The following is a 12,885-nucleotide window of genomic DNA, read 5'->3' as shown; positions in this document are numbered from 1 at the left end:
CCGCCGGCGGGCGCCCGGGCGGCGGGATCCGGTCCGGCGCCCCTGTCGCCACGCGCCCGGGCGTCAGCCCTTGCTGCCCACCGGTTCGGCGGCCGGTTCCCCGGCGTCGTCCTGCTGCCCCGCCCGGTCCGGCCGCTGTGCCGCGGGCCCCGGCGGCTGCGCCGGGACGGCCGGCGCTTCGAGCCTCCGGGGCCCGGCCAGGACGTACGTGAGCCCGAAGCCCAGGCCCACGACGGTCGCCCCGCCCACCGCGTCCAGCACCCAGTGGTTGCCGGTGGCCACGATGCACGAGACCGTGAACAGCGGGTGCAGCATGCCCAGCGCCTTCATCCACGCCTTCGGCGCCAGCACCATGATCACCACGCCGCACCACAGCGACCAGCCGAAGTGCAGCGACGGCATCGCCGCGTACTGGTTGGTCACCGCCGTCAGCGCCCCGAAGTCGGGACTCGCGAGGTCCTGCGCGCCGTGGACGGTGTCGATGAAGCCGAGGCCCGGCATCAGGCGCGGCGGGGCCAGCGGGTAGAGCCAGAAGCCGGCCAGGGCGAGGACCGTGGCGAAGCCGATGGAGCTGCGGGCCCAGCGGTAGTCCGAGGGCCGCCGCACGTACAGCACGCCCAGGATCGCGAGCGGCACGATGAAGTGGAACGTCGAGTAGTAGTAGTCGAAGAAGTCCCGCAGCCAGGAGATGCCGACGACGGTGTGGTTGACCCAGTGCTCGACGTCGATGTGCAGCCACTGCTCCAGGGAGTGGACCTGCCGCCCGTGCTCCTCGGCGGTGGGCCGCCCCACGGCCGCCGCGAGCCGGACCTTCGCGTACGCGGAGTAGACGACCCGGATGAGCAGGAGTTCCAGCAGCAGGTTCGGTCGGCTGAGCACCCGCCGCCAGAACGGCAGCAGCGGTACCCAGGCGAAGCGGGACGCGACCGGCCGGGCGTAGTCGGTCGCGACCGGCCGCTGCCAGTACGGCGAGGTCCGCGGCAGGAACGGCGCCGCACAGGCCGCGCCGAGCGCCGCGACGAGCAGCACGTTGTCGCGCACGGGCAGGAGCGCGCCGACGTTCGGCAGCAGCATCTTCCCCGGCAGGGTGAGCACGAGCACCACGACGGCCGGCCAGACCAGCCGGTCCGAGGCCCGGGTGCCGACCCGGCCGACGACGGCGAGCAGCACCCAGAGCAGCTGGTGCTGCCACGCGGTGGGCGAGACGGCGACGGCGACGCATCCGGTGACGGCGACCGCGAGGAGAAGCTGCCCGTCCCGTGCGTAGCGGGCGGCGCGCCGCAGCCCGAGGACGGTGACGGCGACGGCGAGCACCAGGAACAGTGCGATCTCCACCGGGCCTTCGAGCCCGAGACGCAGCAGCGCCCCGTGCAGCGACTGGTTGGCGAGGCCGTCCGGGCGTTCGCCGAGCCCGGCGCCCGCCAGGTGGTGCACCCAGTACGTCCAGGAGTCGCGTGGCATGGCCGCCCAGGCCAGTGCCGTGCACAGGGCGAAGGTGACGCCGCCCGTCGCGGCGGCCCGCCGTCTCCCCGTCAGCCAGAGCAGGACGGCGAACAGCAGGATGGTCGGCTGGAGGGCCGCGGCGATGCCGGTCAGCACGCCCGGGAGGCGTTCACCGCGTGCCACGAAGCACGCGAGGAGCACCAGCAGGACGGGCAGGATGCTCGTCTGGCCGAGGAACAGGGTGTTGCGTACGGGCAACGACACCATGAGCAGGGCGATCGCGAAGGGGGCCGCGAGGAACGTGGTGCGGCGGCTCACGGGCGACGGCAGGGCCCGTACGGCGACGAAGCCGAGAGCGGCGACGAGCAGCAGGGACCCGAAGGTCCACACGACGCCGAGGGCCTGCTCGGCCGAAGCCGTCAGTGGCTTCAGCACCAGCCCCGCGAAAGGTGACCCGGTGAACCGGCCGGGGTCGTACAGGGACCCCGCGACATGCAGGATGCCGTCCTCACCGGTCCAGGTCTCCAGGTCGGTCAGGCGTTCGCCGGGGGGCTGCCGCAGCACCGCCGCCATCTGCCGTACCGCCAGTACGGCAACGAGCACCCAGAGGACCGCACGGGCCGTCGCGGCCCTCGTCCCCGGGTCCGCTGCCACGTTCCCCCGCACACTGCGCTCCGCATCTGCCACGCCGCGCCGCCCCTCCCACCGTTTCCGTGCACTGTCCCTCTGGCCCGGGTATGTGCGGATGAAGCCTCGCATTGCCCTATGAGGTAGACACAATCAACCCCCTCTTCGCCTGACTGTCACCCCGCTTCGGCGGAAGTTTGCCCGGGGGCCCGGACTACCCCGCCGCCCGGCGGGCGGAACCGGGTGATCGGCACGGGCGTCCGCACTCGTGTCCGGCCGTGTGCGCCGGCGTCGAGGGGAGCGGTCATGCGTGGGTGGAGGCCGGGCGGTGCCTGGTACGGAAGGACGTGGTCGCTGCTGCTCGTCCTGGCGGCGCTCCAGATCGGCTCGCTGGCCGCTCCGGCGTACGCCTGCGGGTGCGGGGCGATGATCCCGGCGGAGAGGTCGAGCGTCACGGTCGGCCGGGAGACCTCGGTGGTGCACTGGGACGGACGGACCGAGCAGATCGTGATGCGGCTCACGGTCGGCGGCGACGCCAGGGAGGCGGCATGGGTCATGCCCGTGCCGCACCGCGCCTCCGTCGAGCTGGGTGATCCGGCCCTCTTCGACGAGCTGGGCGAGATCACCGCCCCGGTGTACGAGACGCGGCACCACTTCTGGCCGCGCGACGGCGACTGGCCGTTCGGGCGGACGGACGGTGCGGGTGCCCCTGCCCCCGGCGCGCGGGCGGGCGCGCCGGTCGGCGTCGTGGACCGGCGGCAGCTGGGGCCGTTCGACGTGGCTCGACTGACGGCGACCGACCCGGAGGCGCTGCGGGGCTGGCTGGACGACAACGGCTTCGAGCTGCCCGACCGGCTGGCCACCGCCCTGCGGCCCTACGTGGCCCAGGAGTGGGAGTACGTCGCGGTGCGCCTGGCTCCGAAGGAGCGAGGCGCCGTCCTCCGGGGCGCGCTCGACCCGCTGCGGCTGAGCTTCGCCGCCGACCGGCCGGTCTACCCGATGCGCCTGTCGCAGCTCGCCCGGACCGCGCAGAGTTTGGGCCTGTACGTGATCGCGGCGCACCGGATGGAGACCGGCGGCCGGATCGGCGGCCGGGAGCCGGAGGTGACCTTCGCGGGCCGCCTGGGGCCCACGGCGAGGGACGGCGCCGTGGGCCGGCTGGTGGGCGACGGGCCCGCGTTCCTGACCGCGATCGACCAGGACTTCCCGGAGCCGTCCCGGATCGACGGCGACCACGAACTGCGTGCGGCCGGCGCCGACACCCCGTACCGCACGGTCCGCTACCGCGATGCGCTGCTGACCGCGGGCGGGATCCCCGTCTGGCTGCTGGGCGTGCTCGCTGCGGCGCTGTCCGCGGCCGCCGCCGCGGTGTGGCTGGTGCGGCGGCGCCGGCGCCCTCGGCCGGCCTGACGCCGGCCGTCGCGCCCGGGGGCGCCGGCCTCGGCCCCCGGCACGCACGCATGCTCGCGACCTCCGGCACGTGGCGCCCGTCAATTCGTTCGTCACACGATCGCGCGGGCGCCAGAATGGCCCGATGACCTGGACCGTGGCTCCCGAACGCTTCGACACCCCGGACGCGGCGCTGCTGCGACGGGACTACTACGACGAGGTGGCGAGCCGCTACTGGGAGCGGCCCGCCACCGCACGGGAGATCGACGAAGGGCTGGCCGGTGACGGTGTCGAACGACTCGCCCCGCCCACGGGCGGGTTCTTCGTCGGCCGCTTCGAGGGCAAGCCGGCGAGCTGCGCGGGGCTGCTGCTGGTCGACGGGACGACGGCTGAACTGACCCGGGTGTACGTGCGCCCCGCGTTCCGTGCCACGGGCGGCGGCGGCCTGTTGCTGGCGGCGGTCGAGAGCGCCGCGCGGGACTTCGGCGTGCGGCGCCTGCGGCTCGACACCCGTGGCGACCTGGTGGAGGCGCGCGGGCTGTACGCCAAGCACGGGTACGGGGAGGTCCCGGCGTTCAACCGGGGGCCGTACGCGGAGCACTGGTTCGCCAAGGAGCTGTGAACCGGCCCGGGGAGCGGCCCGCGGCGCGGGCTGACGCGACGCGGGCCGCTCTCCGGCACGGCTCGTTCGGCACGGCTCGTTCGGCACTGCTCATCCGGCGCAGCTCATCCCGCGCGGCTCATCGGGCGCATGAGCCCGCCCCGAGGGGCTTCCTCTGCGCCCGGCTGCCATCCTCGTACGGAGGGCCCGCGGGTCAGGCCGAGTGGTCGCGTCGCGGTTCGGGCATGTGGGGCCGTTCCCTGCTCGACCCGCTCACCTCGGTGGTCAGCTCCGTCACGAGGTGGACCAGGTCGGTCGGCCGGTCCGGGCCCCCACCAGTCGCCCAGCAGCTCGGCCAGGGAGTCCTCCCGGGCGTGTGCGAGCGCGACCACGGCCTCCGCGCCCCGTTCGGTGAGGACCAGCTGAATGCCCTCGCGCCGGGCGAAGCCGCGCCCCTCCACCTCGCGGGCCGCCGCCGTCACGACGCTCAGCGGCACGGGGGCGACCTCCGCCAGCTTCGCGGGTTCGACGGCACCGTGCCGTCTGATGCGCAACAGCAGCCAGCTGGACGCGGGCAGGAGGTCGTACCCTGCCCTGGCGGTGATCTTCTCGTAGATCTCCCGGCGCCCCTCACGCGTGGCCAGGACGGACAGCGCGCGGGCGCACTCGTCGTACGAGGACCGGTGGACGGGATTGGAGGCCAGGGTCTCGCTCGTGTCGGGAGCCGTCACCGAACCGCGCAGCCGGTCCTCCTTGAGGAACCAGGCCAGGAAGAAGGCGACGAGGACGACGGGGGCCGCGTACAGGAACACGTCGGTGATCGATGCCGAGTAGGCACCGAGGACCGAGGAGCGCAGGTCCGCCGGGAGCCGGCCGACGGCCCGGGGGTCCGCGGCCAGGGCCTCGGCGTCGACGCCGGGCGTGAGTGGCCGGCCGGCGAGTGCCTCGCCGAGTTTGCCGGTGAGCCGGCTGGTGAAGATCGTGCCGAAGACCGCCACGCCGAACGAGGCGCCGATGGACCGGAAGAAGGTCGCTCCGGATGTGGCGACACCGAGGTTCTCGTAGCTCACGGCGTTCTGCACGATCAGCACGAGCACCTGCATCACCAGACCGAGCCCGGCGCCGAAGACGAAGAAGCAGAGGCTCATCTCCCAGGTGGAGCTGGTCTCCGTGAGCCTGTGCAGGAGCAGCAGGCCGATGGTGGTGACGGCGGTACCGGCGATCGGGAAGACCTTCCAGCGGCCCGTCCTGCTGACGATCTGGCCGGAGCCCGTCGAGGTGATCAGCATGCCGAACACCATGGGCAGCATGTGCACGCCGGACATGGTCGGTGTGATGCCGTGGACCACCTGCAGGAAGGTCGGCAGGTAGGTCATCGCGCCGAACATCGCGAAGCCGATGACGAAGCTGATGGCGGCGACGAGGCTGAAGGTGCGGAGCCGGAACAGCGGCAGCGGCAGCACGGGTTCTGCCGCCCGGTGCTCGACCGCGACGAACGCCGCGAGGAGCACCACGGCGAGGACGGCCAGGGCGATGATCCGGACGGAGCCCCAGGCCCATGTCGTACCGCCCAGCGAGGCGACGAGGACGAGGCAGGTGGCGACGGAGGCGATGAGGAAGGTGCCGAGGTAGTCGATGGTGTGCTTGGTGCGGCGGACCGGGATGTGCAGGACGGCGGCGATCACGAGCAGGGCGACGACCCCGATCGGCAGGTTGATGTAGAAGACCCAGCGCCAGCTGAGGTGCTGGGTGAAGAAGCCGCCGAGCAGCGGCCCCAGGACGCTCGTCACACCGAACACCGCACCGAACAGCCCTTGGTACTTGCCGCGTTCGCGCGGGCTGACGATGTCGCCGACGATCGCCATCGACAGGACCATCAGTCCGCCGCCGCCGAGCCCTTGGAGCGCACGGAAACCGATGAGCTGGGGCATGTTCTGGGCCATGCCGCAGAGGGCGGAGCCGATGAGGAAGACCACGATGGCCGTCTGGAAGAGCTTCTTGCGGCCGTACTGGTCACCGAGCTTGCCCCAGAGCGGGGTGGCGGCCGTCGCCGCCAGCATGTAGGCCGTCACCACCCACGACAGGTGGTCGAGGCCGCCCAGTTCGCTGACGATCGTCGGCAGCGCGGTGGACACGATGGTCTGATCGAGTGCGGCGAGCAGCATGCCGAGGAGCAGCGCACCGATGGCCACCAGGACACCCCGTCGGGACCGCCCCTCGCCCGGGGCGAGGGGCGGGGGGCTCAGCTGCTGGGCCATGGACATCTCCTCGGATCCGCTTCACCCCATCCTGGCCGCTGTGCCCCGTTATGGCCTGCCGAGCGGCGGTGCGGGCGTCGGGGTCCTTCTTGGCGGCCTGCATAATCGCAGGCAGTTCAAAGGGGAGGGGAACCCACGATGACCGGACATATGTGCCCGGAGTGCGGCGGCGAGCAGCGTGCGAGACCGGAGCCCGGGGAGGGCACGGGGCCCAGGTGTGCCTGCCGGGCCCGTTCGGGCCGGTCTGCCGGTGAGGAGTACCGGGCCGCACGCTCGGCCGAGACGGCCGCGGCGGAGGACTTCGATCCCCTGCGAATCCGGCCGTACGTGACGCTGACGAGCGACGACACGCAGGATTACTCCGCGCCTGCCGCGGCCACGACGATGCCGATCCATCTGGGCGACCCCGCGGGCGGCGGCAGCGCGCCGGGCGGAACCGGCGCGAACGGTGGCGGTGCGGCGGGCGGAACCGGCGCGAACGGTGATGGCACGGCGGGCGGTACCGGTGCCGCGTCATACGCACAGGCTCCGCTGCCCGGCGCCGCAGCCGCCGCGGACGAGACGCGCCGTCGCAGCGCCGTGGACTACGCGGGTACCGGCCCCGACCCCGTCCGGCCCCGCCGTCGACGGCCGTTCGCCGCCGTCGCCGCAGGAGCGGCCCTCGCCGTGGTGGTGGGCACGGCGGCGTTCGCCGGCGGTCTCTTCGACGGCGGCGACCGGGACGAGGAGGCCCTGCCCGAGCTCAGCACGAGCATTCCGGACACGAGCGACGAACCGGCCGCCTCGGTGTCCGGGACCCCGTCCGGCTCCCCCTCGCCCACCCCGTCCCCCTCGGCCTCCGCGTCGGCGTCGGCCTCCGCCTCCGCCTCACCGTCGACGAGCCCGTCGGCATCCCCCTCGGCCACCACTCCCAGGACACCGTCCCCCTCGGCGTCCGCGTCGCAGGCCGCCCCCGAGACGGCACCGGTCACGCCGCCACCCGCCCCGGACACCGGGACCACTCTGCGGCGCGGCGACAGCGGGCCCGAGGTGGCCGAGCTCCAGCGCCGGATGCAGGAGATCTGGGTCTACCGGGGGCCGGCGGACGCCGACTACTCGAGCCGGGTGGAGGCCGCTGTCAGCGACTTCCAGCGGTGGGTCTCGGTCCGGAGCGACCCGCCGGGCGTGTACGGGCCGGAGACCCGCCGCGCACTGGAGGCGCAGACGACGGGAACGGGACGCCGGTCCTGAGGGAAGCGCCCGCCTCCGAGGGGGCCGAAGGGGTCCCGGCCTGCGGGATTGGCGTTCCGGCGCACCTTTTTGTACCGTAGAGAAACAAAGTAGCCTCCGCCCGTTCTCCCTGACCGGCGGGCGGGGCTGCTTGTTTTCCGATTCGCACCCGTGTGCCCGCTCAGCCCCGCACCCGCGTGTCCGTACGCACTCCCCCCGCGCCCTGGAGCCTGCCGATGTCGGCCACCGTCCTCGAAGCCCGTGCCCTCCTGCTGGACATGGACGGCACCCTCGTGAACTCCGACGCGGTGGTGGAGCGCTGCTGGCGCCGGTGGGCGCTGCGCCAGGGGCTCGACCCCGAGGCGGCCCTCAAGGTGGTGCACGGGCGCCAGGGGTACGCCACGATGGCCGCCCTCCTGCCGGACCGCCCCATGGAGCAGAACCACGCGGAGAACCGGATCATGCTCGCGGAGGAGACCGCGGACACCGAGGGCGTCGTACCCATCGGCGGCGCCACCGCGTTCATGGCCGCGATCGCCGCGCTGCCGCACGCCCTCGTGACCTCGGCCGACGAGGCGCTCGCCCAGGCCAGGATGACGGCCGCCGCCCTCCCGATGCCGGAGACGCGCGTCACGGCCGAACTGGTCGGCGCCAGCAAGCCGGACCCCGAGGGCTTCCTCAAGGGCGCGGCCGAGCTGGGCTTCGACCCGGCGGACTGCATCGTGTTCGAGGACTCCGAGGCGGGCATCGCGGCGGGCCGGGCGGCCGGTATGCGGATCGTGGGCGTCGGCCCCCGCGCCGCCGCCCTCTCCCCCGACGCGCACGTCGACGACTTGACGCAGCTGCGGGTGGAGGCGGTCGCGGACGGCTCGATCCGCCTGCACGTCGCCGCACGGTAGGCAGTCTGCCGGGCCGCCACACGCGACCCCGGGCCGTCTGCCGCCGTACGGCAGCCCGAACCAGCTCCCGCCTGCCGCCGTACGGCAGCCCCGCGCCATGCCGCCGTACGGCACCCGAAGGCACCTGCGCGCACCTGACCGGGCCGCTCCTCTCCCGCACACCCCTCACCGCCGGTGCAGCCGCCCTCGCGCCACCAGTTCCAGCACGAGCGCGACGGCCACCGCCTGCACCGCCATCAGCGCCACCAGGACGAACAGTTGCACGGCGCCCGCCTCCACCGGCGAGGCGCCGCCCAGCAGCATGCCCACGAACGCGCCGGGCAGGGTGACGAGCCCCACGGTCCGGGTCTGGTCCAGGCCCGGCAGCAACGCGTCGGACGCCGCCGGGCGGGTGACCTCAAGCCGGGCGTCCCGGTCCAGCAGCCCCAGCGCCATACCTGCTTCGACCTCGCCCCATCGGGTGCCGAGTTCGTCCAGCGCACGCCGCCCGCCGAGCACGGTCGCGGTGAGCGCGCCGCCGATGAGGATTCCCGTGACGGGGATCAGCGCGATCCCGGTCACGGGGACGAGCCCGGTGAGCAGCAGCGCGACGACCACGGGCACGACTCCGGCGCCGATCGGTAGCGCGGCCCACCACCAGGTCCGGTTGGACGTGATCCGCCGCCCGGCGGTCCGCACCGCGACCGTGAACATCAGCGCCAGGAAGCCGAGCATCGGCGCCGGGGAGCGCACCACCCAGCCGATGAGCAGGGAGACGGCGGCGAGTTGGACCGCTGCCCGTACACCGGCGACGACGATCTCGCGCGACCGGCCGAGCGAGGCCGCTGCGGCCACGGCGGCGGCGAACGCCAGGAGGAGGGCGAGCACGGTGCCGAGCGTGAGGGTGACCGGAAGCAGCACGCGGCCACCATAGGACCGCTGGGGACACCCACGCCCCGGCCCACCCGCCGGACGCGTCACCGTACGGTCCTCCGCCCCTCACCTGCGGGCTCGTCAGTTCGCCTGATCGAACAGTCTTCGGACTGAACGTCAGAGCCATCGTCCTACCCCTTGATGTGACGTGCGCATGTCGCCACTCTGTTACCTGACGACCATGCGGCGGAAACCCTGCGCCGACACGATGGCGCGGTCGCTGGTCGTCCGCTCGACATCCCCCCACGTCAAGGGAGTTCGCATGTCCGGTATCTACGCGCGTCGCATAGCCGTCGCCGCCGCCTCCGCCGCACTCGCAGCCACCACCGGGCTCCTCACGGCCCCGACCGCCCAGGCCGCGATGCCCACTCCGGTCAGCGCCTCGACCGCCCGTACGTATCTGGGCGAGCTCACCGTCGCCACCGAGGGCTCCTCGTCCGGCTACAGCCGTGACAAGTTCCCGCACTGGATCACGCAGTCCGGTGCCTGCAACACCCGCGAGGTGGTGCTGAAGCGGGACGGCACCGGCGTCGTCCAGGACTCCGCCTGCGCCGCCACCGGCGGAAGTTGGTACTCGCAGTACGACGGAGCGACCTGGACGGCCGCGGCCGATCTGGACATCGACCACATGGTCCCGCTCGCCGAGGCGTGGCGCTCCGGAGCGAGCAGCTGGACCACGGCCCGGCGCCAGTCCTTCGCGAACGACCTGACCCGGCCTCAGCTCATCGCCGTCACGGACAACGTCAACCAGTCCAAGAGCGACCAGGACCCGGGCGAGTGGCTGCCCTCGCGCACCGCCTACCGCTGCACGTACGTACGCGCCTGGGTGCACGTGAAGCACTACTACGGCCTCAGCGTCGACTCCACCGAGAAGAGCGCCCTGCAGTCCGTGCTGAACGGCTGCTGATCCGCCACCGGCCCGCCTCGCGGTCCACCCCGTCCCTCAGTGGGACACCGGGACCACCCGGTGGCGGCTACCCGCCCTCCTCCGTCGTTCCGTACCCTACGGAGCCACCGGTCACGAAGCGGCCGCCGGAGCCACCGGCCACGGCAACCGCCCGTTCGGAGTGACCGGTCACGGCGACGCGAGGAGGGCACACATGGCTGGGCTGCGCCTGGGACCACTGCTGCGGTACGTCGACTGGGAGTCCGGCTCCCGGGCGACCGTCTGGGTGGAGGCGAGCCACCCCTGCACGGCCGAGGTCCGCTGCGCGGACGGCGCCTCGGGCTCCTCGCCCACCTTCACGGTCGGCGGCCACCACTACGCCCTGGTGGTGGTGACGGGCCTGACCCCCGGCTCGACCACGGCGTACGAGGTGCTGCTCGACGGCCGCCGGGTCTGGCCGCTGGAGGACTCCCTCCTCCCGGCAAGCACGATCACCACGCCCGCCATGCCGGAGCGGCCGGAGGAGGCCGGTCCGGTGCGGGTCGCCTTCGGCTCCTGCCGCTGGGCGGCCCCGCCCGCACAGGAACACGACCCCGTGGGCCCGGACGCCCTCGACACCCTGGCCACCCGGCTCGCCGCCGACCCCGGAGCCGCACGCCCCGACGTGCTCCTCCTGCTCGGCGACCAGGTGTACGCGGACGAGACGTCCGAGGCCACCCGGCATCGGCTCGCGGCCCGCCGCGACCTCGACGAGGCGCCCGGGGCCGAGGTCGCGGACTACGAGGAGTACACCTACCTCTACGACGAGTCCTGGCGGGACCCGGACGTGCGGTGGCTGCTGTCCACGGTCCCCAGCTGCATGATCTTCGACGACCACGACGTCATCGACGACTGGAACACCAGCGAGGCCTGGCTCGAGGACATGCGCCGCACCCCGTGGTGGCAGAAGCGGATCGCCAGCGGCCTGATGTCGTACTGGGTCTATCAGCACATCGGCAACCTCTCGCCCGAGGCCCTGGCCGCCGATCCGGTCTACGCCGCCGTGTGCGCCGCCCCGGACGCCACCGAGACGCTGCGCCGGCACGCCACCGCCGCGGACGCCGACCCGGCGTACACGCGGTGGAGCTACCGACGTGTTTTCGGCCGAGTACGGCTGCTGATGGTGGACAGCCGGGCAGCCCGCGTCCTCGACGAACAGGGGCGGGCGATGCTCAACGCCGGGGAGGCCCGGTGGATGCGCGAGGAAGCCCTCGCCGACCCTGGATCGTACGACCACCTGTTGATCGGTACGTCTCTGCCGTGGCTGCTACCGCCGCTCATCCACGACGCGGAGGCCTGGAACGCCGCCCTGTGCCGTGGCGAGCGTGGAGGCCCCGAAGGCCGCTGGGCGCGCATCGGGGAAAAGGTGCGGCGCGCCGCCGACCTGGAGCATTGGGCGGCTTTCCCCGAGTCCTTCAAGGAAATGTCGGAGCTGCTGCGGGAGACGGGCAGCGGCCCGGACGCCCCTGCGACCATTTGCGTGCTATCAGGCGATGTGCACCACGCCTACATCGCGGAGCCCCAGTGGCCCACTTCCGCCCCGGGCGGCTCTCCCGACTCGCGCGTCCTGCAGCTGACCTGCTCCCCCGTCCATAACTCCATCCCCACGTCCATACAGGCCGGCTTCCGTTTCGGCTGGAGCCGGGCGGGCCGGTGGTTCGGGCGCGCCCTCGCCTTCCACGGGCGGCTCGAACCCCTGGCGATGCGCTGGCGCAAGACGGGCGGCCCGTGGTTCGGCAACCAGTTGATGACCCTCGACCTGGATGGCCGGAAAGCTGCGCTGACATTGGTACAGGCCAAGCAAGGGCCAACGGGCGCACAGTTGGAGAAGGTTTTTGAGCGCACGCTTACCCCGGACGAGTGAGCGAGTTCCGGCCACTGAACAGAATGTTGAAGTTGCAAGCACTACTGAGGCATCCCTAACCTGAGGGCCCGATCGGTTCATGTCCCCAGCCGAAGGAGCCCTCCCCCATGTTCACGCATCTGAATCGGGCACAACCGTACGCACTCGGCCTTTTCCGTGTCGTCATAGGATTCCTGTTCGCCTGCCATGGCGCCGCGTCCCTCTTCGGGGTTCTCGGCGGCGCCATGGGTGGCGGCTCCATCCCCGCGGGCACGTGGCCGGGCTGGTACGCGGCCGTGATCCAGCTCGTCGGCGGCGCCCTGGTCGCCCTCGGCCTCGGCACCCGGCTCGCGGCTCTCATCTCCTCGGGTTCGATGGCGTACGCGTACTTCAAGGTTCACCAGCCCGAATCGCTGTTCCCCCTGCAGAACGGCGGCGAGGCCTCGGCCGTCTTCTGCTGGGCGTTCCTCCTGCTGGTCTTCACCGGCCCCGGCGCCCTGGCCGTCGACCGGCTGTTCTCCTCACGCGACGGCTCCGCGCGCGAGGAGAGGGCCTCCCACGAACAGGCACCGGCCGTCTCGGTCTGACCGGCCGGCGCACCACCCCGGCCCGCACGTCCCGGCGCCCCGTCTCCAGGGGCCGGGGCGTGCGGCCCGGGGGGCACGTGACCTGCGCGACATCGCCCGCCACCGGGCAGAGCCCGGGTGAACCGGAGGCGTACTCTGGATCGCTGGCCCTGCCGCTCCTGCCGCTCCCCTGCGACGTCGCGGCGTTGACAC

Annotated in this window: 9 protein-coding genes and 1 pseudogene; 7 read left to right on the top strand and 3 right to left on the bottom strand. The window is 73.0% G+C overall.

The features are described 5' to 3' along the window. Nucleotides 1-63: 63 nt before the first annotated feature. Nucleotides 64-2,130: a bifunctional glycosyltransferase 87/phosphatase PAP2 family protein gene (locus QFZ58_RS25750; protein WP_307127266.1), complete on the bottom strand. Its 2,067-nt coding sequence runs from the start codon at nucleotides 2,128-2,130 to the stop codon at nucleotides 64-66. A gap of 246 nt (nucleotides 2,131-2,376) precedes the next feature. Between QFZ58_RS25750 and QFZ58_RS25745 the strand changes: the two genes are divergently transcribed. Both QFZ58_RS25745 and QFZ58_RS25740 read left to right on the top strand, forming a co-directional pair. Beyond that, nucleotides 2,377-3,480, top strand: a complete 1,104-nt coding sequence (locus tag QFZ58_RS25745) for a DUF2330 domain-containing protein (RefSeq protein WP_307127265.1) — start codon at nucleotides 2,377-2,379, stop codon at nucleotides 3,478-3,480. Between the two features lie 124 nt (nucleotides 3,481-3,604). Then, entirely contained in the window at nucleotides 3,605-4,081 is a 477-nt protein-coding gene (locus QFZ58_RS25740) for a GNAT family N-acetyltransferase (RefSeq protein WP_307127264.1), read from the top strand. A 193-nt stretch (nucleotides 4,082-4,274) separates the two neighbouring features. Here the strand turns inward: QFZ58_RS25740 and QFZ58_RS25735 are convergent. After that, nucleotides 4,275-6,318: pseudogene (locus tag QFZ58_RS25735) on the bottom strand (DHA2 family efflux MFS transporter permease subunit). Between the two features lie 138 nt (nucleotides 6,319-6,456). Between QFZ58_RS25735 and QFZ58_RS25730 the strand changes: the two are divergent. Next, nucleotides 6,457-7,548: a peptidoglycan-binding protein gene (locus QFZ58_RS25730; RefSeq protein ID WP_307127263.1), complete on the top strand. Its 1,092-nt coding sequence runs from the start codon at nucleotides 6,457-6,459 to the stop codon at nucleotides 7,546-7,548. A 215-nt stretch (nucleotides 7,549-7,763) separates the two neighbouring features. Further along, nucleotides 7,764-8,426, top strand: a complete 663-nt coding sequence (locus QFZ58_RS25725) for an HAD-IA family hydrolase (protein ID WP_307127262.1) — start codon at nucleotides 7,764-7,766, stop codon at nucleotides 8,424-8,426. 165 nt (nucleotides 8,427-8,591) lie between these two features. Here the strand turns inward: QFZ58_RS25725 and QFZ58_RS25720 are convergent, their stop codons facing one another. Beyond that, nucleotides 8,592-9,326 (bottom strand): ABC transporter permease, encoded by a 735-nt coding sequence (locus QFZ58_RS25720; protein WP_307127261.1) that lies wholly within the window; start codon nucleotides 9,324-9,326, stop codon nucleotides 8,592-8,594. Nucleotides 9,327-9,600: 274 nt separating this feature from the next. On the opposite strand from QFZ58_RS25720, the gene QFZ58_RS25715 reads away from it, so the two are divergent. The 3 genes from QFZ58_RS25715 (at nucleotide 9,601) to QFZ58_RS25705 (ending at nucleotide 12,693) form a co-directional block, all read left to right on the top strand. Then, nucleotides 9,601-10,245 (top strand): HNH endonuclease family protein, encoded by a 645-nt coding sequence (locus QFZ58_RS25715; protein WP_307127260.1) that lies wholly within the window; start codon nucleotides 9,601-9,603, stop codon nucleotides 10,243-10,245. Between the two features lie 193 nt (nucleotides 10,246-10,438). Further along, nucleotides 10,439-12,127, top strand: coding sequence for an alkaline phosphatase D family protein (locus QFZ58_RS25710; protein ID WP_307127259.1), 1,689 nt, complete (start codon nucleotides 10,439-10,441; stop codon nucleotides 12,125-12,127). A 107-nt stretch (nucleotides 12,128-12,234) separates the two neighbouring features. Then, on the top strand, nucleotides 12,235-12,693 hold the full coding sequence (locus QFZ58_RS25705) for a DoxX family protein (protein WP_307127258.1): 459 nt from the start codon (nucleotides 12,235-12,237) through the stop codon (nucleotides 12,691-12,693). Nucleotides 12,694-12,885 lie beyond the last annotated feature (192 nt).

Origin of the sequence: Streptomyces sp. B1I3, assembly GCF_030816615.1 — a bacterium.
Taxonomy (GTDB): domain Bacteria; phylum Actinomycetota; class Actinomycetes; order Streptomycetales; family Streptomycetaceae; genus Streptomyces.
This window is presented reverse-complemented; position numbering and strand designations above follow the sequence as displayed.